Annotated in this window: 27 protein-coding genes and 5 pseudogenes; 11 read left to right on the top strand and 21 right to left on the bottom strand. The window is 35.3% G+C overall.

Going from position 1 to position 23,674, the window contains the following annotated elements; all coding sequences use genetic code 11:
- Positions 1-329: 329 nt before the first annotated feature.
- The 17 genes and pseudogenes from N7U66_RS07700 to N7U66_RS07625 form a co-directional block, all read right to left on the bottom strand.
- Positions 330-992 carry a hypothetical protein gene (locus tag N7U66_RS07700; RefSeq protein WP_267677980.1) on the bottom strand — a complete coding sequence of 221 codons (663 nt, stop codon included), beginning with the start codon at positions 990-992 and terminating at the stop codon, positions 330-332.
- A gap of 10 nt (positions 993-1,002) precedes the next feature.
- Positions 1,003-2,524 (bottom strand): annotated as a pseudogene (locus N7U66_RS07695) (carbon-nitrogen hydrolase family protein).
- A 155-nt stretch (positions 2,525-2,679) separates the two neighbouring features.
- Positions 2,680-3,135: a tRNA (cytidine(34)-2'-O)-methyltransferase gene (locus N7U66_RS07690; protein ID WP_267677979.1), complete on the bottom strand. Its 456-nt coding sequence runs from the start codon at positions 3,133-3,135 to the stop codon at positions 2,680-2,682.
- Between the two features lie 10 nt (positions 3,136-3,145).
- Complete coding sequence (locus N7U66_RS07685) at positions 3,146-3,370, bottom strand: GNAT family N-acetyltransferase (protein ID WP_390886645.1); 225 nt, start codon at positions 3,368-3,370, stop codon at positions 3,146-3,148.
- Between the two features lie 30 nt (positions 3,371-3,400).
- On the bottom strand, positions 3,401-3,607 hold the full coding sequence (locus tag N7U66_RS07680) for a hypothetical protein (protein ID WP_267677978.1): 207 nt from the start codon (positions 3,605-3,607) through the stop codon (positions 3,401-3,403).
- A gap of 156 nt (positions 3,608-3,763) precedes the next feature.
- Entirely contained in the window at positions 3,764-3,991 is a 228-nt protein-coding gene (locus tag N7U66_RS07675; RefSeq protein WP_267678610.1) for a hypothetical protein, read from the bottom strand.
- A gap of 10 nt (positions 3,992-4,001) precedes the next feature.
- Positions 4,002-4,766 carry a tryptophan synthase subunit alpha gene (trpA, locus tag N7U66_RS07670; protein ID WP_267677977.1) on the bottom strand — a complete coding sequence of 255 codons (765 nt, stop codon included), beginning with the start codon at positions 4,764-4,766 and terminating at the stop codon, positions 4,002-4,004.
- Between the two features lie 223 nt (positions 4,767-4,989).
- Positions 4,990-6,170 (bottom strand): annotated as a pseudogene (gene trpB / locus N7U66_RS07665) (tryptophan synthase subunit beta).
- Positions 6,160-6,504, bottom strand: a complete 345-nt coding sequence (locus tag N7U66_RS21550; protein WP_313791460.1) for a phosphoribosylanthranilate isomerase — start codon at positions 6,502-6,504, stop codon at positions 6,160-6,162. The pseudogene trpB and the gene N7U66_RS21550 overlap by 11 nt, the downstream one beginning before the upstream one ends.
- 26 nt (positions 6,505-6,530) lie before the next feature.
- The gene (locus tag N7U66_RS21545; protein WP_313791459.1) at positions 6,531-6,794 is read right to left on the bottom strand and encodes a phosphoribosylanthranilate isomerase; all 264 of its coding nucleotides are present in this window, start codon (positions 6,792-6,794) and stop codon (positions 6,531-6,533) included.
- A 114-nt stretch (positions 6,795-6,908) separates the two neighbouring features.
- The gene (gene trpC / locus N7U66_RS07655; RefSeq protein ID WP_267677976.1) at positions 6,909-7,694 is read right to left on the bottom strand and encodes an indole-3-glycerol phosphate synthase TrpC; all 786 of its coding nucleotides are present in this window, start codon (positions 7,692-7,694) and stop codon (positions 6,909-6,911) included.
- Between the two features lie 44 nt (positions 7,695-7,738).
- Complete coding sequence (trpD, locus tag N7U66_RS07650; protein ID WP_267677975.1) at positions 7,739-8,731, bottom strand: anthranilate phosphoribosyltransferase; 993 nt, start codon at positions 8,729-8,731, stop codon at positions 7,739-7,741.
- A 105-nt stretch (positions 8,732-8,836) separates the two neighbouring features.
- On the bottom strand, positions 8,837-9,403 hold the full coding sequence (locus N7U66_RS07645) for an anthranilate synthase component II (RefSeq protein ID WP_267678493.1): 567 nt from the start codon (positions 9,401-9,403) through the stop codon (positions 8,837-8,839).
- 74 nt (positions 9,404-9,477) lie between these two features.
- A pseudogene (locus N7U66_RS07640) lies at positions 9,478-10,871 on the bottom strand (anthranilate synthase component I family protein).
- Between the two features lie 246 nt (positions 10,872-11,117).
- On the bottom strand, positions 11,118-11,681 hold the full coding sequence (locus N7U66_RS07635; protein WP_267677974.1) for a YceI family protein: 564 nt from the start codon (positions 11,679-11,681) through the stop codon (positions 11,118-11,120).
- A gap of 28 nt (positions 11,682-11,709) precedes the next feature.
- Complete coding sequence (locus N7U66_RS07630) at positions 11,710-12,342, bottom strand: NAD(P)H-dependent oxidoreductase (RefSeq protein ID WP_267677973.1); 633 nt, start codon at positions 12,340-12,342, stop codon at positions 11,710-11,712.
- A gap of 48 nt (positions 12,343-12,390) precedes the next feature.
- The gene (locus tag N7U66_RS07625; protein ID WP_267677972.1) at positions 12,391-12,846 is read right to left on the bottom strand and encodes a MarR family winged helix-turn-helix transcriptional regulator; all 456 of its coding nucleotides are present in this window, start codon (positions 12,844-12,846) and stop codon (positions 12,391-12,393) included.
- 122 nt (positions 12,847-12,968) lie between these two features.
- Here N7U66_RS07625 and N7U66_RS07620 point away from each other — a divergent pair, with 122 nt between their 5' ends.
- The 4 genes and pseudogenes from N7U66_RS07620 (at position 12,969) to N7U66_RS07605 (ending at position 14,966) form a co-directional block, all read left to right on the top strand.
- Entirely contained in the window at positions 12,969-13,481 is a 513-nt protein-coding gene (locus N7U66_RS07620) for a TlpA family protein disulfide reductase (RefSeq protein WP_313791458.1), read from the top strand.
- Between the two features lie 17 nt (positions 13,482-13,498).
- Positions 13,499-14,107: a thioredoxin family protein gene (locus N7U66_RS07615; RefSeq protein ID WP_267677970.1), complete on the top strand. Its 609-nt coding sequence runs from the start codon at positions 13,499-13,501 to the stop codon at positions 14,105-14,107.
- A 114-nt stretch (positions 14,108-14,221) separates the two neighbouring features.
- Positions 14,222-14,533, top strand: coding sequence for a rhodanese-like domain-containing protein (locus tag N7U66_RS07610; RefSeq protein WP_267677969.1), 312 nt, complete (start codon positions 14,222-14,224; stop codon positions 14,531-14,533).
- Positions 14,534-14,563: 30 nt separating this feature from the next.
- A pseudogene (locus tag N7U66_RS07605) lies at positions 14,564-14,966 on the top strand (rhodanese-like domain-containing protein).
- Between the two features lie 3 nt (positions 14,967-14,969).
- Here N7U66_RS07605 and galE read toward each other — a convergent pair.
- Both galE and N7U66_RS07595 read right to left on the bottom strand, forming a co-directional pair.
- Positions 14,970-15,987, bottom strand: a pseudogene (gene galE / locus N7U66_RS07600) (UDP-glucose 4-epimerase GalE).
- An 81-nt stretch (positions 15,988-16,068) separates the two neighbouring features.
- The gene (locus tag N7U66_RS07595) at positions 16,069-16,797 is read right to left on the bottom strand and encodes a nitroreductase family protein (protein ID WP_267677968.1); all 729 of its coding nucleotides are present in this window, start codon (positions 16,795-16,797) and stop codon (positions 16,069-16,071) included.
- A gap of 190 nt (positions 16,798-16,987) precedes the next feature.
- Between N7U66_RS07595 and N7U66_RS07590 the strand changes: the two genes are divergently transcribed.
- Positions 16,988-17,266 carry a hypothetical protein gene (locus tag N7U66_RS07590; protein ID WP_267677967.1) on the top strand — a complete coding sequence of 93 codons (279 nt, stop codon included), beginning with the start codon at positions 16,988-16,990 and terminating at the stop codon, positions 17,264-17,266.
- Positions 17,267-17,991: 725 nt separating this feature from the next.
- The gene (locus N7U66_RS07585) at positions 17,992-18,255 is read left to right on the top strand and encodes a hypothetical protein (protein WP_267677966.1); all 264 of its coding nucleotides are present in this window, start codon (positions 17,992-17,994) and stop codon (positions 18,253-18,255) included.
- A 262-nt stretch (positions 18,256-18,517) separates the two neighbouring features.
- Here N7U66_RS07585 and N7U66_RS07580 read toward each other — a convergent pair whose 3' ends face one another.
- Entirely contained in the window at positions 18,518-19,036 is a 519-nt protein-coding gene (locus tag N7U66_RS07580; RefSeq protein ID WP_267677965.1) for a hypothetical protein, read from the bottom strand.
- On the bottom strand, positions 19,033-19,170 hold the full coding sequence (locus N7U66_RS07575; protein WP_267677964.1) for a hypothetical protein: 138 nt from the start codon (positions 19,168-19,170) through the stop codon (positions 19,033-19,035). Before N7U66_RS07575 ends, N7U66_RS07580 begins: the two co-directional genes overlap by 4 nt.
- Positions 19,171-19,515: 345 nt before the next feature.
- Here N7U66_RS07575 and N7U66_RS07570 point away from each other — a divergent pair, with 345 nt between their 5' ends.
- The 5 genes from N7U66_RS07570 (at position 19,516) to N7U66_RS07550 (ending at position 23,430) form a co-directional block, all read left to right on the top strand.
- Complete coding sequence (locus N7U66_RS07570) at positions 19,516-19,704, top strand: hypothetical protein (RefSeq protein ID WP_267677963.1); 189 nt, start codon at positions 19,516-19,518, stop codon at positions 19,702-19,704.
- 27 nt (positions 19,705-19,731) lie between these two features.
- On the top strand, positions 19,732-21,366 hold the full coding sequence (locus tag N7U66_RS07565) for a tetratricopeptide repeat-containing sensor histidine kinase (protein ID WP_267677962.1): 1,635 nt from the start codon (positions 19,732-19,734) through the stop codon (positions 21,364-21,366).
- 3 nt (positions 21,367-21,369) lie between these two features.
- On the top strand, positions 21,370-22,035 hold the full coding sequence (locus tag N7U66_RS07560; protein ID WP_267677961.1) for a response regulator: 666 nt from the start codon (positions 21,370-21,372) through the stop codon (positions 22,033-22,035).
- 231 nt (positions 22,036-22,266) lie between these two features.
- Positions 22,267-22,419, top strand: coding sequence for a hypothetical protein (locus N7U66_RS07555; RefSeq protein ID WP_267677960.1), 153 nt, complete (start codon positions 22,267-22,269; stop codon positions 22,417-22,419).
- A gap of 192 nt (positions 22,420-22,611) precedes the next feature.
- Positions 22,612-23,430, top strand: coding sequence for a hypothetical protein (locus tag N7U66_RS07550; RefSeq protein WP_267677959.1), 819 nt, complete (start codon positions 22,612-22,614; stop codon positions 23,428-23,430).
- Positions 23,431-23,674 lie beyond the last annotated feature (244 nt).

Below are 23,674 nucleotides of genomic sequence, written 5' to 3'. Positions count from 1 at the left end.
TGATTTTTTTTCATAAAAACCTGTAGCCCTAACTTCTAATAAGTCAAGTGCCATTTGTAGGGGTTGGAGTCAATGAATTGAGCAATACCCAATAACTATCTCGATCCTCCATCTTAAACGTGGCATGGCCGTCTTCTTCAAAAATAATAAAGCCTATTTCGCCTTTATCATCTCCTTTCTAACTACCAAAAAAATCTTCTACCGATTGTGCATTTAGTAATGAAAAGAACGGAATAATCAATAATAGTGCAATTAATTTTTTCATGTGTTTATTATAAGAATGTACTAATTTAATAACACATCATGATTTGCAATAGAGAAAGAATGCGTTAATCTTCATCTTCTTCTTCAAACTCAGTAACAGTAGCATCAAATTCGGCATCCTTAAATTCATCACGACTCATCCAATACTCAGACGTTTTTAGGACATACGACGTTTCTCCAGTAGGCTTTAATTCCCAAAGGATGGCCTCCGCTTCTTCAAACGCTTCTTTACCAGCTAATTGATTTGAAAACAAGCGCTTAATAACATTGCTGGGGGCTAGAGTTTTGTCTAATATTTTAAGAATAATTTCTTTCGAAACCTCCTTATTCGGACTAATCTCAAACTCAATCACTGTCGCTTTAGCATTTGGAAAAGTGCCGTTGTACGCGTTGTGAAGGAGTTGATTGATGTTGAATAACTCATGATGTAATGTGATATCAGGATACTCTTCTGATATTTTATCTAAAAGCATTTCATGAGACAATTGCTCTATTTGATTTTCATTAAGCTGTTCAGCCAACTTATAATCTAAAACAATAACGGCGGCTTCATTAGGCTCGAAATCTGAAATAGCCATGAAAAGAAGATCTTTTAGTTCATTTGGATTAGCGTTTGCGCCGTCTTGAAAACCAAAACGACTTAATAATTCTATGTAATCCTCAATACTCCAAGCATCATCAAATGCTTCAACAGTTTTTACTTTGTTTATTATAATATGATATTTCATAATCTTAATGTTATTTCTTTTTTAATTCAAAAAGGTCAGTTCTTCTGTCCTTTAAATTTCTCACACTTCCAAATTGATTGAGTTCTCTTAATAAATCAATATCAACATCGGCAATTAGAATCATTTCTGTGTTTTGCGTCGCTTCTGCTTTTACACCATTAGTAGGAAAAGCAAAGTCACAAGGTGTAAACACCATGGATTGTGCAAACTGAATGTCCATGTTTTGAACCTTTGGAAGGTTTCCCACACTTCCTGCTATGGCTACATAACATTCGTTTTCAATCGCTCTGGCTTGTGCACAATGTCTAACTCTTGAAAATCCATTTTGAGTGTCTGTTAAAAAAGGAACAAATAGAATATCCATGCCTTCATCGGCAAGGAGACGACTCAATTCAGGGAATTCAGAATCATAACAAATTAAGATGCCTATTTTACCACAATCGGTATCAAACGCTTGGAGTTTGTTTCCGCCAACCATACCCCAAACTTTCGCTTCATCAGGAGTCACATGCAATTTTTCATAACGCTCCATAGTACCGTCCCGTCTGCATAAATACCCCACATTATAAAGTTTGTCATCTACCATTTCCGGCATGCTGCCCGTAATAATATTAATATTATAAGAGATGGCTAACTTGGAAAAGCGTTGTACAATCTCTGCGGTATGTTTTGCTAACTCACGTATGGCCTCCGGTGTAGACATGTGGTTGTTAGGTGCCATTAATGGTGCATTAAAGAACTCAGGGAATAATGCAAAATCACTTCGGTATCCGGAGACGGCATCCACGAAAAATTCAGCTTGGTGCATGAGTTCGTCTAAATCCTTATACGGGCGCATTTGCCATTGTACAAGGCCTAAACGGACTATTTTTTTTATGGTCGTAGCTTTTTTATTCTTCTTCTCATAATAAATATTATCCCACTCTAGTAAAACAGCATAATCGTGTGAAGAGGCGTCTCCCTCTAAGTAATTTTTTAAAATTCTAGTGGGGTGAAAATCGTTCGAGATTTGAAAATTTAAAACGGGATCGTGAATCTCTTTTGTTTTTACTTTGTCAATATATTCCTTGGCTGTAAGCTTGTCTGAATATTTATGGAAGTTTGGAATACGTCCCCCAAAGGCTAAGCCTTTTAAGTTTAAACGCTCACAAAGTTCTTTCCTGTAATCATATAAACGGCGCCCTAAACGTAAGCCTCTAAATTCTCGGTTTAATAAAAACATCAACCCCGTAAATAACATCTCCATCTTTGGTGTGTGTGTTAAAAGTATAATTTCCAGTTATTTGCTCGTAAGTATGAAAATCTTCATACTTATCGTAATCGACTATAATACACAACGCACAACCAGCTATTTGATTATTAATTTTTATAACCACTTGTCCTTCTCGAAATTCGTCTATCAATTTTTTAATTTGATGTTCCTTCCATATGGAGTCCGGCATTGTTGAGTAAGATGCGATCATGGCCTCTTTAAGTTCTTGATAATCGTCAAGCGTTAAGTAAGCCAGTTCAATATTTTCTATATTTTTCATTAATTAATGGTTATGGTAAAAAGTAAAATAATACTATCAATTTTGTCGCGAATGTAATATTAAATGTCATACAAAAATAATAGTTTAAAATTTATTTGTTATTAATTCTAGCGTCTGTAAATGAGATGTTTATAGGGATCTAATCGTTGTTTTTTTTAGTTTTGTATTTGCCTTAAACCTTCATACACAGTTATGCTCACGGCATTGGCTAGATTTAAACTCCGGATGTGATTACTTAATAACGGAATTTTGTAAATGGACGCGTTATGTGCTTCAATTATCGTGTTCGACAAGCCAGTAGATTCTTTCCCGAAAACAAGGAATAGGTTGTCTTCAAACGGAATGTCCCAGTGGTGTTTAGAAGCCTTACTAGAAAGGAAAGCCATTTTCGCATTTTTATGTTTTTTAAAAAAAGCTTCTGAGGATTCGTAGTATATAACTTCCAAATATTGCCAATAATCTAAACCGGCACGCTTTAATCGCGTATCGGTGATTTCAAAACCAAAAGGCTTTACTAAATGTAATCTAGATCCGGAGGCTAGGGCTAATCGACCAATGTTGCCTGTGTTATTTGGGATTTCAGGCTCTATTAAAACAATGTTTAAGGGCATAATGTGATGTTTATTCGAATTCTAATTTTATTTCTAACGTGTGTTTCTTAAAGCCACTTTTTTCATACGCTCTAATCGCACCTAAATTATCGTGGTACACTAATAAGCGTGCTTCTACCACATGTTTAGTCTTCGCCCAATTTTTAAGGGTTTCAATGATGTTTTGAATAACCCCTTGTCCTCTGTATTCGGGATCAATAAACATAAAACCCATATAGGCATACCTTTGATTGATGTGATACGGTTTGGCATTAACAATTTTAGCCTAACCGGAGCCTATTAATTTAGAATGGTGTTGCGCCACTATTATTTTGGTGTCCGGAGAACTAAAAAGGCCTTCAAAGTCATAATAGACACAGGGGGCTTTTAAGTTTTTGTCAAACTCGCGTTCAAAGGATATAATGGCTTGCTCAAATTGTAACAAAATAGGTAAGTCCTCACGCGTGCCGCTTCGATATATAATGTCTGACATTATTTAATGTTTTAACTTGTATATGATGACTATCTCTTTTAGCAAATCGACACTGGAATGTTTTAATACATGACTATAGTGATGCGTTATATTTATACAATACAAAGCCTAAACAATAAATTATTTAGGCTTTGTTAAGAAATAAATACTGAGCAATTATTTCTTTTTCTGTTGCTCTTTTATTGTGGACTCATCAATATCAAATTTATTGGTTTCAATATTGGTATTTCCTGTTGGATTGGTAGGGTTTGTTTGCTCTTTTGTTGTTTTAAATTTTTTTCTATCTTCTGTAACTCCCATGATGTATCGTTTTTTTTGGTTCATCACTAAGTTACGAACCATTACCAACAATTTCTCATAAGGCTTAGTTAAAACTCGTTTCACATCTGTTAAACTATCTTAAAATGCTGGAAACAAATTGAGAAATTTTAGTTATCCCATCATTTTTCAAATGCTTTATAAATGCACTACCAATAATGGCGCCCTTTGCATATTTGGTCGCTTGGGTGAAGGTTTTATTATCTGAAATTCCAAACCCTACTATTTGTGGGTTATTCAACTTCATGGCTTCAATGCGTTTGAAATAGGCGGTTTGTTCATCACCAAATCCGGAGCTGCTCCCAGTAACACTTGCGCTACTTACCATATATATAAACCCCTTAGAAATAGAGTCTATAAAATGGATACGTTCTATAGAGGTTTGTGGTGTAATCAAAAAGACATTAATCAATCCATATTTTTCAAAAGTAGCTTTGTATTGATCGTTGTAGACATCCACGGGTAAATCGGGGATGATTAAACCATCAATACCAATGTCTTGGCATGTGTTACAAAAGGCTTCTACGCCATATTGTAATATGGGATTGAAATAGCCCATGATAATTAGCGGGATGGAAACCGTTTTTCTTATATCTTTCAATTGCTTGAAGAGGACTTCAGTCGTCATTCCGTTTTTTAAAGCAGTTGTTGAACTCGCTTGAATGGTTGGTCCGTCTGCCAAAGGATCACTGAACGGTAATCCAATTTCAATCATATCAACACCACTTTTTTCTAGGTTTTCAATAATGTCTACCGTAGCATTCAAACTGGGATAGCCTGCCGAAAAATAGAGGGATAGTAGCTTTTTGTTTTCTTGTAGTTTTTGATTAATTCTGTTCATGTTTACTTCCTCCAAAAAGAGAACCTTATTTAATTAAACTTTTTTATTTTCTTCATTGAGTTTTCGCCTTCACCTCAATGGTGAGACTTGATTCTCAACATTTCTTTATCCTTGGTAACCATTCCAATTTTGTTTGCTTGCTGCGATAAGGATTGAAAGGTTTGTTTGAGGGCATCTTTGATAGCGCCCCTTGAAAGCCTGACTATATATGGTAACGCCCTATTTATAATTTAAAATAATCAATATAATTCTGTAAGTCTTTATCGCCACGGCCGGAGAGATTTATTACTATAATATCTTCCTCTTTAAATTTTTTGTCTTTGAAGATCGCTAATGAATGCGACGTTTCTATAGCAGGGATGATACCTTCTAACTGACTCAATTCTAAACCGGCATGCATCGCTTCATCATCTGTAATAGATATAAATTCTGCGCGGCCCGTTTTATACAAATGCGCATGCATGGGGCCAACACCAGGATAATCTAAACCAGCAGAAATAGAGTAGGGCTCGGTAATTTGTCCGTCTTTAGTTTGCATTAAAAGCGTTTTACTACCATGAATAATCCCTTCTTTTCCTAAGACAGAAGTCGCCGCACTCTCTCCGAATGAATACCTTTTCCGGCAGCTTCTACCGCTATTAGTTTTACACGGGTGTCTTCTAAATAATGGTAAAATGCACCCGCAGCATTACTGCCACCACCAACACAAGCTACCACATAATCTGGTGATTCTCGGCCTTCTTTAGTTTTTAATTGCCATTTGATTTCTTCGGATACCACGGCTTGGAAACGCGCGACCATATCCGGATAGGGGTGTGGGCCCACCACACTTCCTATAATATAATGCGTGTCTACAGGATTGTTAATCCAATCGCGAATCGCTTCGTTTGTGGCATCTTTTAGAGTGCGACTTCCGTGACAGTGCAGGGACAACTTTAGCGCCTAGCATTTTCATTACGGCCACATTAGGTGCTTGTCTTGCAATATCAATTTCTCCCATGTAAACAATACATTCCATGCCCATTAAAGCACAAACCGTAGCGGTCGCCACACCGTGTTGTCCTGCGCCCGTTTCTGCAATGATTCGCGTTTTGCCTAAACGTTGTGCCATTAAAATTTGACCAATTGTATTGTTGATTTTATGGGCGCCGGTATGGTTTAAATCTTCTCGTTTAAGGTAGATTTTTGTGTTATATTTCTCTGAAAGCCGTTTGGCAAAATAGAGGGGAGAAGGACGGCCCACATAATCTTTTAATAAGTGGTCGAAGGCCTCTTTAAAAGAAGGTTCAGCCATTATTTTTAAATAATTCTGACGTAACTCTTCTACATTTGGATAGAGCATTTCGGGATGTATGCCCCTCCAAATTCTCCGTAATAGCCTTTGTCGTTTATATTATACGCCATAACCATTAATTTTTAATTGGTATTGAAAATCTTTTATCTTTTTGAGGTCTTTAAACCCTGAAACCGTTTCAAACTTGCTGTTTATATCGAGAGTACAACACAAATCAGACTCTGGTCGTTTTAAGAACAGTAATAAGGCCTCTAATGTTTCAGGACCAATACCACCACTTAAAAAGTACGATTTATTGGAGGGGTATTTTTTAAAAATGTTCCAGTTAAAGGTATACCCATTGCCACCGGGCTCTTTTCCTTTGGTATCAAATAAATAATAGTCACAAACCGATTCATAAGGTTCTAAAACACTAAAGTCGAATTGGTTTTTTACAGAAAACACTTTGATGATTTTAATGTCATAGGCTCTTAACTGCTCGCAAAATTCGGAGATTCGTCACCATGTAGTTGCACCCCTTGTAATTGGTGTGTTTCAATTTTATCGACTAAAAAGTCTAATGATGCGTTTACAAAAACACCAATTTTCTCAATAGTTTCGGGTAATTTAGGAATTGTTTCTTTGAAATATCGTGGCGATTTCTCATAAAATATAAAGCCCATATAATCGGGGTGTAAATCGGCAACATCTAAAATGTTGCTTTCCACTTTCATTCCACATACTTTTAGTTTCATTGCAATTTGTTTTTTTATTTCCGCCTTTCGACTGTGCTTTAGACAGGCAACGGCAGAACTATGTTAATATCATCTTTAATTTATGACTTCCAAATCCCGTGCGGAAGACATCATTTATTGTTGTAATTGTTCTATAAACACCCTAGCGCTTTCTCCGGCATGAGTGGTTTTCATAAAGTTTTCTCCTATAAGAAAGCCTTTATAACCAAAGGGTTGTAATGTTTTAATGGCTTCCACACTGCTAATGCCACTTTCTGATACTTTAACAAAATCGTTTGGAATCAATTCACTCAATTGTTTACTGGTTTCTAAACTAACAGCAAAGGTTTTTAAATTGCGGTTATTAACCCCTAGCATGTCTAAGCTGGGCATTATAGATTTGTTTAATTCTTCTTCGTTATGTACTTCTAAAAGCACCTCTAGGTTTAAACTTTTGGCCAGTTTAGAAAGTTGTTTGATTTCTTCTCTTGTTAATAGTGCAGCAATTAATAAAATAACATCGGCGCCATAGGCTTTGGCCTCAATAATTTGGTAGGCATCAATAATGAATTCTTTCCTTAGTAAAGGTAGATTACAGCTGGCTCTTGCTGTTAGTAAATCGTCTAAACTCCCACCAAAATATTTTGCATCCGTTAACACAGACATGCCACAAGCCCCCGCTGTTTCATAGCCTTCAGCCACATCAAAAACATTAAAACTTTGATTAATCACTGCTTTCGATGGAGACCGCCGCTTGTGTTCTGCAATAATCCCCGTACTACTGTCCTTAATTTTTTGTGCTAGTGACAGCGTTTTGCGTTCAAATAAAACAGAGCGCTCCAATTGGCTTACTGGAATGAGCTGTTTTCGAAAGTTGACCTCAATACGTTTATCGTTTATTATTTTAGTTAATATATCCATGTTACTGTCTTCAGTGTTAGGTGGGCGTATTTTATAAATGCTTATTATTTACTCAACGCGATCAGTTTTTCTAAACTCGCTTTTGCTCTGCCACTCATCAGCGATTCTTTGGCCATATCAAAACCTTGTTTATGATCTATTTGTTTCACAGTAGCAATGGCTAATCCTGCATTAGCATACACCACATTATTTTGTGCCTCGGTACCTTTTCCACTAATCACTTTTAAAAATATTCTTGCTGAAGCATTTACCGTGTCACCCCCAAAAATAGCACTTTGATCGATCTGTTCTACGTCTAAATCTTTAGGTGCCAGCATGGTTTCTGAGGTATTGGAAATGATTTTAGTGTTTCCAGTTAGGGAAATTTCGTCATATCCGTCTAAAGCATGAACAATACTGTACTGCTTATCTGTATTTTGGTATAAATAGCTGTATAGTCGTTGTAATTCTAAATTAAACACACCAACCATTTGGTTCTTAGGAAACGATGGATTGACCATTGGGCCCAACATGTTAAAGAAGGTTTTTACACCCAAAGCTTTACGTATAGGTGCCACATGTTTCATGGCTGGGTGAAATAATGGCGCATGTAACACACAAATGCCAGCGGCATCAATACTTTTTTGTAAAAAGCTTTTATCAGAGGTGAATTTTATGCCTAATTTTTCCATAACATTCGAAGATCCACAAGCCGAAGAAACGCCATAGTTTCCATGCTTGGCCACTTTTACGCCTGCACCTGCCGTTACAAAAGAGGACAGAGTAGAAATATTAAAAGTGTCTTTGCCATCCCCGCCAGTACCACATAAATCAATGGCGTTAAATTCTGAAAGATCCACAGGAATACATAATTCTAATAGGGCATCACGGAACCCTTGGAGCTCCTCAAGTGTAATACTGCGCATCATAAAAACGGTAAGAAAAGAAGCGATTTGACTTTGATTATAATCGCCCTTTGAAATATTGACCAACACCTCTTTAGCTTCTGCACTCGTAATGTTTTCTTGATTTATAAGTCTGTTTAATATGTGTTTCATTTCTATTTCCCAACCCTTTCCATAGGAAAGCGTGCTATTAAATTAATAATTATCTTATGTCTTGTAGGGCGCAGGGCGCACTATTTACTGCGATTGCATTACTTTTTATTGGTGTATCCAATTTTCTAAAAGGCGTTTTCCGTTGGGTGTTAATACAGACTCCGGGTGGTATTGCACGCCTTTAACGTCATAAACTGTATGTCTTAAGGACATGATTTGCCCATTGTCGTCAACAGACGTCGCCTCTAAAGCCTCCGGTAAATTGGGGTCCACCACCCAAGAATGATAGCGGCCAACATTAAATGTTTTGTCGAGTCCTTTAAAAAGGGGTTCATCGTCTACAATGACCTCAACTGGAGTGGCCACGCCGTGAAATACATGATCCGGATTAATAAGAGTACCACCAAAAACTTCAGCTATCGCCTGTTGGCCTAAGCACACGCCTAAGATGCTCTTGGTTGCTGAATATTGTTTTATTATGGCTTTCAATAGGCCTGCTTCATCCGGGATTCCAGGACCTGGAGAGAGTACAATTTTCTCGAAAGCTTCTACTTCATCTAGGGTTAATTTATCGTTGCGTTTCACAGTAACTTCACAATTTAAGTCTTCTAAATAGTGGACTAAATTATAGGTGAAACTGTCGTAGTTATCTATTACTAGTACTTTCATAATTATTTTTGTCATTCCCACCAATGTGGTAATTTTTTAAATTATAGCGTTAGGTCTTGTGGTGTATTACCCATGATTTAAATGTCTTTGGCTAATTCAATGGCTTTTGTTAATGCTCCCAGTTTATTATAAACTTCTTGTAACTCATTATCCGGGTTCGATTTAGAAACGATACCTGCACCGGCCTGCCAATGGAGTTCATGATTTTTACTTAAAAACGTTCGAATCATAATCGCATGATTGTAATTGCCATTAAAATCCATAAAACCAATGGCACCGCCGTAAAACGCACGGCTCGTTTTTTCATATTTTTCAATGAGCTGCATCGCATTATGTTTTGGCGCACCACTTAGGGTTCCTGCAGGAAAGGTGTCTGCCACGACTTGCATGGTTGGTGTGCCTTTATGGACTTTTCCTGTGACTTTACTAACGAGGTGTATTACGTGAGAGAAAAATTGTGCTTCTCTGTAGGTTTCTACTTCTACTTGGCTGCCGTGGCGACTTAAATCGTTTCTAGCAAGGTCGACCAGCATCACGTGTTCTGCATTTTCTTTTTCATCAGTCGCTAGTTCTTTTGCGAGCTCTGCATCTTTTTCGTCATGACCAGTACGTTTAAACGTGCCTGCAATAGGGTGTATTTCAGCTAAACCATTAGAAACAACCAGTTGCGCTTCGGAGAGCTTCCGAAGATTTTAAAATCACCATAATCGAAATAAAATAAATAAGGCGAAGGATTGATACTACGTAAGGCTCTATAGACATTGAATTCATCTCCTTTAAACCCCTGTGAGAATTTTTTGGATAACACGAGTTGAAATACATCGCCACGGGCGCAATGTTGTTTTGCTAAAGTCACGTGCTCTTTATACTCTTCATCCGTTAAGTTGGACTGGATGTCTGATTGGGTTGAAAATTCGTAAGAGGCAAAATTTTTCGATTTGATGAGATGTAGAATGTCGTCTATATTATTTTCTGTATTGTGACAGTGCGCAAAAATATAGGCTTCGTTTTTAAAATGGTTTATGGCAATGATGTTTTGATAAACCGCATAATAAATGTCCGGAATATCTAAAGAATCTGGTTTTTTTGAAATCTCTATATCTTCAAAGTATTTCACAGCATCGTAAGCCGTGTAGCCAAAAATACCATTGTTAATGAATTTAAAGGTCTCATCTGAATTCACCTTAAAGCGTTTGGTGAATTTATGAATGGTTTTTGCCACATCAGTAGTTCTGTTTCTTAAAACACTGCCATCCGGAAAGGTTTGATCAATATGCTTTCCTTTTACTTTTATAGAGGCAATAGGATTGAAACAGATGTACGAAAAACTGTTGTCGCTGGCATGGTAATCACTACTTTCTAATAAAATGCTATTCGGGAATTTATCGCGTATTTTAAGATAAATACTTACAGGTGTAATCGTGTCTGCAAGAATTTTTTTGTAATGGGTGTAAAGACTAAATGTTTTCATTCACTAGGTTTAAATAAAAAAGGCTTGTCGTGAATGACAAGCCTTTTTCTATATTTTAATTTTAAATATATGTAGGGGTTTATTCACGAATTGTTTTTCGAGAATTCCACCACCAAGTATGATTTAAAATATTGTTCATTTTTGATATAAAGTTCAAAGATATAAAATGATACTTTAGTTATCAAACCTTTTAATAAAAAAATCCTATTTATGTTAATAGGATTTTTTCTCGTAATTCATTGTTATTTAAAATACTAAATTAACATTGATATCAAATTCGTTAGAAATGGCTTTGTCTTTCAGTCCGTCAAAGAAACTAGCAGAACCATATTTAATGTCGAATTTTGTACGGTCTATTTTTACTGTTGCAGTGGCTGTATTGTCTTTTACATCCATAGTAAAAGTTACCGGATTGGTTATGTTTTTAATGGTTAAATCTCCTGTTACGGTGTAAGTGTTTCCATTGCTAACTACGTTTGTTATTTTTAAGTCGGCCGTTGGGTGCGCATCTGTACCAAAGAAATCGGCAGATTTTAAATGCCCATCAAGTTTCCCTTTAGACTCTCCTTCAAGATCTGTCGTGTTTATAGAAGTCATATCCATAATAAAATGACCGCCAGTTAATGCATCATTATTAAACGTTAACGCCCCTTCTTTAAGATCGATGGTACCTTCGTGTGCTCCTGTTATTTTGTAACCTTTCCAGGTGATTGTACTTTCTTTTACATTTACTTTTTTATCAGAAATGGTGGTAAAAGAGGCTAATGTGAGTGCAAAGGCAATAACTAAGGTGTTTTTAATTGTTTTCATTTTAAAAAGATTTTAATTTATTTATTATTTAAATGGTTGTGAATAATTCGTTCAGTGGTTTTCTTACTTTGGCATAATGTTGTGTGTCATCCTCAGTAGATCTATAGCCAATAGTAGCAATAACTGCTGCATTGAGATTAAGAGCATTAAGGCCTAGGATCTCATTGTATTGTTCCGATTGAAAACCTTCCATAGGACAGGCATCAATGCGTAATGTAGCTGCTGCAGATAAAAGGTTCCCTAATGCAATGTATGCTTGTTTAGCCGTCCAATTACTTTTTTCAGTTGGAGACAAAGACGACAGCGTCGATTTCATGGTGTCCGCATAGTCTTGTAAACTGCTTTTTGCAATACCTCTAGTTTCACTCGCATTGGTAATATAATCGTCTACTAACGTATCGTCAAAAGTCGTCATGTTTGCAAATACAACAATTTGAGACGCCTCTGTTATTTGAGGTTGCCCATAAGAGGCTTCTAATAATTTTTTTCTCGTCTCAGGATCTTCAATAATCAAAATCTTATATGGTTGTAAACCATAAGAGGAGGCTGTTAATTGTATCGCTTTTTTTAAAGTGCCCAAATCTTGGGTTGAGATTTTTTTTGAGACATCAAATCTTTTTGTAGCATATCTCCAGTTTAAAGCTTCTATGTAATGTTCCATATTTTATTTCTTTTTTATTGTTAATAAATACGTCGTGGTTTTAAAAAATTAGTGTCTCATTTTTTCGAGTAAAACATTTAATTGTTGCAATTCTTGTTCCGTTAGGTTTGCTGTTATTTCCTTTTCAGTACTGTCAATGATAGGATCTATTTCTTTTAAGAGTTGTAATCCTTTGTCTGTGATGTAAATGTCTACTTTTCTTCTGTTTACTTTACAAGTGAAGCGTTCAACTAAATTCTTTAGAATTAATTTATCCACTAACCGCGTCGTGTTACTCATTTTACTCACCATTCTATCTTGAATGTCTTGTAGATTTGCTGGTTCTCCTTTTTTTCCCCGTAGAATTCGAAGGACATTAAATTGCTCCATTGATAAATCAAAAGGTTTCATGATCGTTAACATCTTTTCTTTAACCATGATATTGGTCAGGGTAATATTAATGACCGTCTTCCTAGGGAGCGGTATAACTGCATTGGTTTTTATAATATCTTTTAACTCTTTCATGTACAACAATTGTATATACAAATGTAAAATTATCTTTTATAAATCGAGTAAAAGGACCCTTAATCTTTTGTTAAAATTTAAAAACCCATACAAGGTATTGATAACTTTATACGATGAAGAAGATGGTTGTATTATTAGTAGTGCTTTTTATATCTTGTAAGGGGGAAACAAAACAGGGGTCTCCAGCTTTAGAAAGGGACTCAAACGTGGTTACAAAAGAACTGGAGGTCTATGATTTTGAAGGGCTTGAGAAATTCTTGACAAAAGAAGACCATAAAACGTATGTTGTCAATTTTTGGGCCACGTGGTGTGCGCCTTGCGTTAAAGAATTACCCTATTTTGAAAAGTTGCATCAAGCCTATGGTGCTAAACAAGTGGAAGTAGTGTTAGTGAGTTTAGATTTTCCCAATCAATATGAAAAAAGGCTGAAGCCCTTTATTGTTGAACATAAGCTACAATCGAAAGTGGTTGTTTTAAACGATGTAGATTCAAATGCTTGGATTCCGAAGGTAAGTGCCGAGTGGTCCGGCGCTATTCCTGCAACCTTGATTTATAATAAAAGTAAACGTCAATTTTACGAGCAATCCTTTAATTATGACGAATTAAAAAACGAAGTCGATAAATTTTTAAAATAAAAACAATGAAAAAGTTAATGAAATTAGTACTAGTGGCCATTGTAATTGCTGGCGTTAGTGCATTTACAATTAGTAAAAAGCAAGTAAGAGAAGGCTATAAGGTTGGTGATGTGGCTACCGATTTTAAATTACCTAATATTGATGGTAAAATGGTGTCACTATCCAATTTTAAAGACGCCAAAGGTTTTATTATCACCTTTACGTGTAATACTTGCCCCTACGCGGTGGCTTATGAAGATCGAATAGAAGCCTTGAATAAAAAGTATGCTTCTCAAGGGTACCCTGTAATAGCGATCATGCCAAATAATGTAGAGGTAAAACCAGGAGATAGTATGGATGCTATGAAAGCGCGTGCTCAAGAAAAAGGATTTACTTTCCCTTACTTAATGGATACCAATCAAAAAATATATCCGCAATATGGCGCGACTAAAACACCCCATATTTACATTTTAGAAAAAACAAAGGGCGGAAACATTGTGAAGTATATTGGTGCTATTGATGATAATTATCAAGATGCGACAAAGGTGAAAACCAAATATGTTGAAAATGCAGTGGATGCACTTTTGAAAGGAAAAGACATTGAAATAAAAGAAACCAAAGCCATTGGCTGTTCTATTAAAGTATAATCCTTGTTTAAAGCAGTAAGTAGAGGCCTGAAGTCATTAACCTTCAGGTTTTTTTTGTCTTCCATTTTAAACGAACATTAAATTGATTAACTTTGTAGGTATAAACAAAACACAATGGCAGATTTATCACAAGAGCAGTGGGCTCAACAACTAAAAGAGGACGACAATGCGTTTATTCTTGATGTGAGAACAGAAGAAGAAGTAGAAGAGGGGTACATTCCCAATGCAAAAAACCTAAATATTTTTAAAGGTCAGGCTTTTATTTACGAACTAGAGGCTCTAGATAAGGATAAAAATTATTATGTGTATTGTAAATCCGGAGGTAGAAGTGGTCAGGCCTGTGGTATTATGAGTCAAATGGGATTTAAAAACGCCTATAATTTGCTTGGCGGTTTTCAAGAATGGACTGGTGAAATTGCCCAATAGAACATAGACCTTAATCGAAACTTATCTATTATGAAAAAATCAATAATTGTCTTTTTGTTTGTTTTGTTCTTTAGCCTCTTAGGATGCGCATCACAATCGAATCAACAGGAGGTTCAAGTCGTTTCTACAGAAGAAGCGCAACTACTTTTAGAGTTAGAAAACGTACAGCTTATAGATGTCAGAACTCCGGGAGAATATGATTCGGGGCATTTGGAAAAAGCACAAAATATTGATTATAATTCTTCAAGCTTTGATGACGCTATTTCACGGTTTAGATAAAGAAAAACCGGTGGTTTTATATTGTAAAAGTGGTGGTAGAAGCGCCAAGAGTGCGCAAAAAATGTATGATGCTGGTTTTAAAAAGATTTATGATTTAGAAGGTGGGTTTTCAACATGGCAGTCTAAAAAGTTAGCCTTGGATTTAAACGAGTAGTCTTTAGGACCTTATTTTTTGTTCCCATTTCCAAGCTGAGGATAGCGCGTCTGTTAAACTTCGCGTGGTTTGCCATCCCAAACTTTTTTTAGCCTTGGTTGTATCTGCATAGGCGGCAATAACATCTCCTTGACGTCTTTCGACGATTTGGTAATTTAGTTTTTCGCCAGTAATTTTTTCAAAGGCCGTAATGACTTGTAAAACCGACGATCCTTTTCCCGTTCCAATATTATAAACTTCAAAATTACTGTTATTCTCCTTTTTTATAAGGCGTTTCAGCGCAGTAACATGCGCTTGAGCTAAGTCTACCACATGGATGTAATCTCTAATGCAAGTGCCATCTTTTGTGGGATAATCGTTACCAAAAACAGAGAGTTTTTCTCTTAATCCGATGGCTGTTTGCGTAATAAATGGGACTAGATTTTGAGGTGTTCCCGTAGGTAATTCCCCAATATTTGCGGTGTCATGAGCACCAATGGGATTAAAATAGCGCAAGGCAATCGAGTTTAAATGGGCGGTGACCTTGCTGGTGTCTTTTATAATGGCTTCGCCTATTTGTTTGGTGTTCCCATAAGGGGATTCGGCAGGTTTTATGGGAGCGTTTTCAGTTATAGGTAGCTCATCGGCTTGCCCATAAACCGTACACGACGAACTAAAAATGAAATGTGCTGCTGCTTTTTTTTGTAGTTCTTGTAAGAGGTATATTAAAGGATTTAAGTTATTTTCATAGTATAGTAGTGGTAATTCTACACTTTCTCCAACCGCTTTTGAAGCGGCAAAATGAATAACACTAGAGACGTCTCGGATGTCTATTAAAAAAATCAGTCACCAGCGCTTTGTCTCTCAAATCGATATTTTCAAATACGGGTTCTTTATTCGTGATTGCCGTGATGCCTTTTAGTACTTCTATAGAGGTATTTGATAAGTTGTCAATAACGACCACATCAAACCCTTCATTTTGAAGTTCTACAACCACGTGCGAGCCTATATACCCTAAGCCACCTGTTACCAATATTTTCATTGTAATCGTTTTGGGGAATTTAAAAATATAAAATAAATGATGTTAAAATTACAGTTTTTTGCTGATAAAATCACATGTCAGTTATACATTAAAATACACAGATTCGAATGGCACTCTAAATCGTGGTCCATAAATACCTTCAGGCGTTCTAATACCACAACCAATCACCATATTAATTTCTGCACCTCTTGGCAAGCCTATTATTTGCTTCACTCTTAATGTGTCACTCCCTTCCATCGGGCAAGTGTCGTATCCTATTTCAGCCATACTGAGCATGAAATTCTCGGCTGCTAGAGCGGCACTTTTATGGACCACAATACGCATATCACTGGCTCTTGCTTGTCTGTAAATAGGTCTAAAAAGCCCAATGATTTGAAAAATAAAATATTTGAGATACCCTAACATACCTAGAAAATCAATATAAATGGTGGGGATTATTTTACTGTAATAGTCGGTAGCCTGTTTTTTGCGTTTCAGCTCTTGGTCTGTTAACTTTGGTTTGCTATACACCTGATCTAAAAAGGACAAATTCGCTTGAGCACGCTTTTGCCATAAATCTTTTCCGGTCACTACAATCACTAATTGTTTAGCTGTTTTAGCTGCGTTCTGCTTAAAACAGGCTCTAGCTAATTGTGCTAGCGTGTCTTTATCTGTCACATGATAAAATTCCCAAAGTTGTAAATTACTGCTAGTAGGTGCTAGCGTGGCATTATAAATACAGTGTTTCACTTTTTCGCTGTCTATGTCTGTGTCGAGATACACGCGTGTTGAACGCCTATAGGCTATAGCCTCGGTAACCGTTTTAGTCATGCTTTAAATTTTTATAAATATAGTTTAAAACCGGAAGGGTCTTAGGGAACAGTAAAATCTTTTTTTTCAGCTAAGAGTGTCTCTTATAGTTTCAAAGGATAAAGGTTTTTAGTTTATGTTATAAACAGATGTATGATTTTTCCATTTTGATACCGTTAAAAATTTAAGCAAATCCATTAACCGCTTTTGAGTGAAGATATTACATTACATGATCACTAATTTAAAAACGGAACACATGACTAAAGAGAAAAAACACGCAGACTTTCAAAGTCCTTATAGAAAATCCATGAATTTTGATAAGGTGACTAAAAATGAAAATTTGGAGCCCGATGGAAAGGGCAATATCAAATTGGAGAACGAGTCGACTGGGCTTAGTGCATCTGAAAAAAAGAAAATAGCAAATGCCATGGATAATATGCATCATAATATTGAAATGATTCCAGGAGCTGCTCGAGAGGAGGAAGAATAGGAAATCTAGATTTTTTACGTCTTCATTATAACTAAAAAAAAATCTCATGCTTTACTTTAGCCATGAGATTTTTTTTAGTGCCTTATTCTTGGTGTCTTGCAAAAGGTAACAGAGCCGTTTAATAATATCTAATATTACTTTTTTATTTAAAATGAGTACATTGTAACCGTTTTGTTATTAATGATAAGAACTCCATTACCCTATGAAAAACCTGCTATCTGTATGCTTCCTCCTGTTAATTAGTGTTTTGTACTTGCATGACCTTAAAAACTAACGGCCTACCAATCCCGATTGTTTTGAACAAGGTTCCAATACACCACGGTATTATAACAAGTACATTAAAAAAGCTAAAATACATAAAGACGGAAGTTTACCGAGATAAACGGGAGTACGTCTACCAGTTCGATGACCAAAACAATCCTGTAGAAATAAAATCGTATGTAGTAACTGCTGCTGGTAAGTGGTTGCATAAAAAACAGTATTTAAAATCTCGTAGAAGTAATTGTTTAACACAATGAAGCACACCAAAAATAAAGGACATAAACGCATCTCGGAAAGCCATAGATCATTGGGTAAAGGATAGCCAACACTTAGATCTAGACTATTTACTTCGTACACACAGGTCTCATGTAAAAGTTTGGGTAAGTCCCTATAGCGATTTAAGTAGCGGCATTCACAAAGGTCCCGTATTAAAAGGAGCAACCCGAAAAAAAGTATTAGCAGGATTGCTTCACATCTTTAACCAATGGGAAGAACAACTAAAAAAATTAGAGACCCCTTATTATCTAGCGTTATGGCTTTATGAGCCCAACCTACAAAAATCGCAGGTGGTGTGCAGTATTGGCAGTTGCTTAGACTTTTATGATAGAACCTTCTATAAACCTGACATACAAAAGCAAATCCCATTAATTAATTATGGGAACTTTTCTGAAGCATTGAGCCAATTCAGCTGGGCACACGCCTTAGACGAAACCTTCTATACCCCGTGAAGATTTTGAGGCCACGCCGGACGAGTTTTATACCCTTAAAGAGTATAGAAAGCATAAGAAGTGGGCAAAACGCAAACTCAAAGAAAACCCCCGAACGGTTGTTGATCCCATTAGTCACACAACTTATTATTTTGTGCCGCATGGTCGGGTTTGGATTGGGCAGAAGAATATTAAATAGGAATTTCAATTAAATTTTGTAGTTGTTTATGCTATCTAGCACTAGAAGTCTTTGGTAGCCCTGTAGGAGTCACATAGATACTTTTTAATCATATACTCGGTAATAGGCTTGAGCGTCTTCCCTGTCTCTCGGATGTAAGCCTAGAGCGGTGAAAAATTCAAGCTCTTTATTGTGGTTCTTACCATACCATAAATTCTCATGTCCATTGGTTTTGAAGTACACCGTTTTGCAATCAGGAATAGTCTTCCTAAAACTTAGAATCCTGTTTTTATTGTAAACTTTTATTTCACGTATATTATATTTTTCAATATCAAATGGAACTTCTTCATAATGGTCATTCTTCCAAACCATCCATTTTTGGGTTTCAATTGTAAAGGAGGCAATTATAAGTGCAGTGCTAACTAACGCAAAAGTGAGTATAATTTTTATTTTATTTTTTATAAAGAAATTTTCACTTGTGTTGAACGAAGAGACAGGTTCTTTCTTCTCGTAATCACTAAACGAAGCATAGCCCAGGTACTTGCATAAACTATTAACCACAAAAATCTTTAACTCAACTTTCTCACCAGTATTGTCGATGGCATTGTTATAATGAATTCTCAATATCTTTTCACCATAGGGAATTCCGAATCTTCAATAATAAAATCAGAGAGAAATTCACTAATGTGTGTTTTTTTTACCAACCTTTCTTCCTTTTCTGCTTTTTTAAAAGCATCGATAAGTAATTTTCTATGCATTTAATCGTCTTCTTTTTTTGTTGATTATGGACTTGGAAATTCTTTTCCACAAACTTTCCATAGCCTTTCCATACTGTTTTTATTAATCTTCATTTATTTGACTCAGAATTAAATAATGCCTTGTCGTAATAAGGCTTACGAGATTATTTTTATTCTATAGTAGCGTGTTGTCCTAAGCAGTAATGGTGATTTGGAAAGTAACCATTCTTCTTAAGTAATATGCTCTACACTTTCCAAAAATCGAAGAGCATGCTCTTCACGTTTTAGCGTGTTGCTGTACAAACTTAAATCTCTGATAAAACTATCGGAAAGCAACACTATTGTCCAATTTTAAATTTCAATAAAATGAAGAAATTATTTATAATTATGTTTACGGTTTTCCTCAATGGCGCTTTTTTTTCTTGCACACCGGAACATATAGTCGCTGAAGACCAAACACAAGCAACAGACTGTTGTGGAGAAGATGGTGATATAGATCCACCACCGCCACCGCCACCACCATCAGGAGGGAAAAACAGTCAAGGCGGTAAATAACTAAAAATTAGTTTCTATTTTAGAGGAATGAAATCATTAAAAAATTCATTCCTCTTTTTTTTATCTGTATTTATTTTGTTTTTTTTTAAAGTTGGATTTACCCAAGAGTCTATAGATAGTTTAAATTACTATACAAAAAGTATTGATTTCGTGCAATCGCAAAGCAATCTTTCAAAGGCCTACCTGTTTTTTAAAAAAGATTTAGTCTTGAATAAAAAAAATGGTAATAAGCAAGCTCAAGCTTATAATTTATACTTTCTTTCAAAAATTGATTTTAAGATGGGTTTTTATGATGAAAGTGAAGTTGCTTCTGTAAAAGCATTATTGCTTTTAGATAAACTTGATCGTACTGAGTATACTAATTATTTAAGAATAAGCTTATTAAATCTTTTAGGTAAAGTCTATAAAGAGAAGCAATTATATTCTGAAGCCATTAAAAAGTATAATGAGGCATTGGTGTTAATTGAAAAGTCTGAAGACAGTTTGGTTATTTATAATAATATATCCAATATCTTAAAAGATGAAAATAAATTAAATGAAGCGGAGCAAACACTTTTAAAGGCCTCTAAGATGTTTTTCAGAGTAAGGGATACAATGGAAATAGCGAGGGTAATTGATAACTTAGGCCATATTAAATTAAGATTAAATAAGGAAAACGCTTTGCCTTATCTGCATAAAGCTTTAGAGTTAAGAAAACAATCTAAAAACAGTTCTGAGCTCTATCCTAGTTATCGAAATTTGTCAAAGTACTATTTAAGTACGAAGGATTCTTTACAAGCCACGGCCTATGCTATAAAGGCTTATAATGTTGCGCGTCTAATAAATAGTTTATCCTACAAATTAGATGCTTCCGGATTAAGAATGGATTCAGGAGATTATGCTGTAGCTAACGAATATTTTAGTTTAAGCGACAGTTTGCAGAAAGCTAAAAACCAAAGCCAAAATAAGTTTGCATTATTAAAATATAATGTGGTTAAAAGCGAAATAAAAACGCAAGAAGAAAAAGCAAATAGACAGTTCTATCAGTTTATAGCAGTACTTATTTTTAGTATTGGACTCTCTATATTCTTTATACTAAACGTTAGACATAAAAAACAAAAATTACAAGAAGTCTATAAAACTGAAACACGTATTTCTAAAAGAGTTCACGATGAAGTTGCTAATGATATGTATCACGTCATGACTAAACTGCAAAGTAATACCGATTATAAAGAGGAAGTACTTGATGATTTGGAAAGTATCTACAATAGAACAAGAGACATTTCTAACGAAAATAGCGCGATTGAACTTAACGATACTTTTGATAACATACTATCAGATTTATTGTTAAACTATAAAAATGATACGGTAAGTATTATTACTAAAGATTTATCTAAGATTGCATGGCAAGAGGTTTCTACTATTAAGAAAACAATAATTTACAGAGTGCTTCAGGAATTAATGATAAATATGAAGAAGCATAGCGAAGCTACCATAGTTGTTATAAAGTTTGGTAAACAAAACCGAAAAATCACAATAGATTATAACGATAATGGTAAAGGTCAGGTTCTTAAAAGAGGCAATGGTCTTGCTAATGTGGAAAACCGTATTCAATCTATTAATGGAATATTTACTTTTGAATCAGAAAAAAATGAAGGGTTTACAGCAAAAATAAGAGTGTAACGTATGTTTAAAAAAGTTTTAATTGCAGACGATTTAGGAAGTATTAATCAAGGGGTAACATCAGTGTTAGCTGCATTAGGTATAAATGCTGTAGAGCAAGTGCAATATTGTGATGATGCCGTTCTTAAAATTAAACGGGCTATTTTAGATAAAGCGCCTTTCGATTTGGTGATTACAGACTTGTCATTTAAAACAGATTATCGTGAACAAAAACTAGAATCTGGAGATGCACTAATTACATTTATTAAGGAAAATTATCCGGAGCTTAAAGTCATTGTATATTCTGTAGAAGACCGGTTGCAAAGAGTACGGTTTCTAATTCAAACAGCCAAAACGAATGCTTACGTTTGCAAGGGCAGGCGTGGTTTAATTGAAATTAACCAAGCCATTATTAAGGTCTTCCAAAACGAATGTTTTGTTTCGCCTCAAGTTTCTCAAGCTTTAAGTCAGAAGTCTAATCTAGAGATAGACGATTATGATATAGCATTGGTTAACCAGCTTTCTCATGGTTTAGACCAAAAAGGGGTAAGCAGGTATTTTATAACCAATAATATCTCACCCAGTAGTGTAAGCTCTATAGAGAAACGCTTAAATAAACTCCGCATTCAATTTAAGGCTGATAATGTAACGCACTTAGTTGCTAAGATGAAGGATTTAGGTTTGATATAATTTAGTTTACTTCTTTTAAAGGCCATTTATTTTAGCCCTTTACGGGTTACCGTAACGATAGGGAATAAAATGCACCTAAGTTTACAACTTAAAGCTGTGCTTAGCTAATAATCAATGCAAAGAAGCTATTAATCAATTGTTTTAACCAAGAAAAGGCCTTACGGTTTTCCGTAAGGTTTTTTTGTTTTCAAGGGTTAAGTTTGAAGTATTAAACAATACAAGCTAAACATTATGGCAGTAAAACACACACCAACAGCAATAGTACACAAAGGGCAAAAGGGAAACAATACAGGATGTGGTAAGGACACAAAAGAGCATGCCAGCCTATGGATAAATACCAGTGAAAAAGTGAATTGCAAAAAAAATGGCTGTAAAAACTCATGAGAATTCAAGGTGTTTTTAAGCACTAAGAAAGCACTATGGTGTATTTGAGTACATAAATTTATGAGTAAGACATCTGTATCTAAACATTAAACACAAAAAACAAACTTTATGATTTTACCAATTTTACTTTTTCTTATGATAGGTGTATTATTTGTAGTTTTTATAATCGGAATGGTTAAACCTGAAATGATTATGAAATGGAGCAAATATCCCAATAGAATTAAAATTTTTGGCATTTGGTTTGTTCTAAATTTCGCGCTTTGGGTTTTATTTGGAATGGCAATACCTGAACAAACTTTTGAAGAAAAAATAGCAGCTTCAAAAGAACATTTGAACACCGGAAATTATAAACTTGCGAAATCAGGATTATCTAAAATCAAACCAACAGACACAGGCTATAAAGAAGCACAATACCTCATTATTAAAGCAGATAGTTTAATAACTATGGAAAAAGAACAAAAGCTATTGGCTAAAGAAGCAGCCAAAAAAAAGGCGCGTGAAACCAATGAGATAGAACAAAAAAAACAGTTGGAAAGAGAAATAGCAGCCATTACAGAAGGTGTTGACTTTTCTTCTTATAAAGGAAGTGTAGATGCTTTGCAAATGGAACTCATTCTATTCGGAGCTTGGGCTAAAATAATCGAAGATGGCGAAAAATATGAAGCTCCTGAAATCCGGAAATTGGCTAAAACCCTTAAAAATAAAGTGGTAAATCTTCAAGTTCGGGAGTTTCCAAAAATGAGAAAAGAATATGCTAAAATTATGGCTGATAAGCTTTGGAGTAATGATATTAACGTGTATTCGAGTGGCTTTGGTAGTACATATATTAATCTTACAGGAGGGATTTTCGCGGCGAATAAAAACAAGAAAGACTTTCAAAACCAAATTCGAGAATCATTAAAGATGTACCGATTTAAACAAGCACGCTATCGGTGGTACAAAGGCGACGATGAGTATACTTATTGGAGTTTAGAACCAGAAAAAGATACGCAGTTAGTGACCTTTAAATAAAAAACACTTTGGAAGCACTTGTATGAGTAATTGTTAAGGAGGAATCTAATACAGCATACTTTCCACCCTTACGGAAAACCGTAAGGGTTCTTTGTTTTTAAGGTATACTTTTAGAGTTTGAGAACAGAATTTTAAAATATGGGCAATATAAAAGCACTAGCATTAAAAGTGATAAGGAACGAAGGAATTATCTAGAAAATGACATCAGTCTATAAGAGCAGTGCGTGAATGGTTGTAATACCAG

Source organism: Lacinutrix neustonica (assembly GCF_026625145.1).
Classification (GTDB): Bacteria; Bacteroidota; Bacteroidia; order Flavobacteriales; family Flavobacteriaceae; genus Lacinutrix; species Lacinutrix neustonica.
The sequence above is the reverse complement of the archived record's forward strand: the minus strand, read 5'-3'. Positions and strand labels throughout refer to the sequence as shown.

What these genes read in the sequence shown, in the direction of transcription:
- N7U66_RS07700 (WP_267677980.1), bottom strand. Translation starts at nt 992, where the DNA reads ATGAAATATCATATTATAATAAACAAAGTAAAAACTGTTGAAGCATTT.
- N7U66_RS07690 (WP_267677979.1), bottom strand. Translation starts at nt 3,135, where the DNA reads ATGCCCTTAAACATTGTTTTAATAGAGCCTGAAATCCCAAATAACACA.
- N7U66_RS07680 (WP_267677978.1), bottom strand. Translation starts at nt 3,607, where the DNA reads ATGTCAGACATTATATATCGAAGCGGCACGCGTGAGGACTTACCTATT.
- trpA (WP_267677977.1), bottom strand. Translation starts at nt 4,766, where the DNA reads ATGAACAGAATTAATCAAAAACTACAAGAAAACAAAAAGCTACTATCC.
- N7U66_RS21545 (WP_313791459.1), bottom strand. Translation starts at nt 6,794, where the DNA reads ATGAAACTAAAAGTATGTGGAATGAAAGTGGAAAGCAACATTTTAGAT.
- trpC (WP_267677976.1), bottom strand. Translation starts at nt 7,694, where the DNA reads ATGGATATATTAACTAAAATAATAAACGATAAACGTATTGAGGTCAAC.
- trpD (WP_267677975.1), bottom strand. Translation starts at nt 8,731, where the DNA reads ATGAAACACATATTAAACAGACTTATAAATCAAGAAAACATTACGAGT.
- N7U66_RS07635 (WP_267677974.1), bottom strand. Translation starts at nt 11,681, where the DNA reads ATGAAAACAATTAAAAACACCTTAGTTATTGCCTTTGCACTCACATTA.
- N7U66_RS07630 (WP_267677973.1), bottom strand. Translation starts at nt 12,342, where the DNA reads ATGGAACATTACATAGAAGCTTTAAACTGGAGATATGCTACAAAAAGA.
- N7U66_RS07625 (WP_267677972.1), bottom strand. Translation starts at nt 12,846, where the DNA reads ATGAAAGAGTTAAAAGATATTATAAAAACCAATGCAGTTATACCGCTC.
- N7U66_RS07620 (WP_313791458.1), top strand. Translation starts at nt 12,969, where the DNA reads ATGGTTGTATTATTAGTAGTGCTTTTTATATCTTGTAAGGGGGAAACA.
- N7U66_RS07615 (WP_267677970.1), top strand. Translation starts at nt 13,499, where the DNA reads ATGAAATTAGTACTAGTGGCCATTGTAATTGCTGGCGTTAGTGCATTT.
- N7U66_RS07610 (WP_267677969.1), top strand. Translation starts at nt 14,222, where the DNA reads ATGGCAGATTTATCACAAGAGCAGTGGGCTCAACAACTAAAAGAGGAC.
- N7U66_RS07595 (WP_267677968.1), bottom strand. Translation starts at nt 16,797, where the DNA reads ATGACTAAAACGGTTACCGAGGCTATAGCCTATAGGCGTTCAACACGC.
- N7U66_RS07575 (WP_267677964.1), bottom strand. Translation starts at nt 19,170, where the DNA reads ATGCATAGAAAATTACTTATCGATGCTTTTAAAAAAGCAGAAAAGGAA.
- N7U66_RS07570 (WP_267677963.1), top strand. Translation starts at nt 19,516, where the DNA reads ATGAAGAAATTATTTATAATTATGTTTACGGTTTTCCTCAATGGCGCT.
- N7U66_RS07565 (WP_267677962.1), top strand. Translation starts at nt 19,732, where the DNA reads ATGAAATCATTAAAAAATTCATTCCTCTTTTTTTTATCTGTATTTATT.
- N7U66_RS07560 (WP_267677961.1), top strand. Translation starts at nt 21,370, where the DNA reads ATGTTTAAAAAAGTTTTAATTGCAGACGATTTAGGAAGTATTAATCAA.
- N7U66_RS07555 (WP_267677960.1), top strand. Translation starts at nt 22,267, where the DNA reads ATGGCAGTAAAACACACACCAACAGCAATAGTACACAAAGGGCAAAAG.
- N7U66_RS07550 (WP_267677959.1), top strand. Translation starts at nt 22,612, where the DNA reads ATGAAATGGAGCAAATATCCCAATAGAATTAAAATTTTTGGCATTTGG.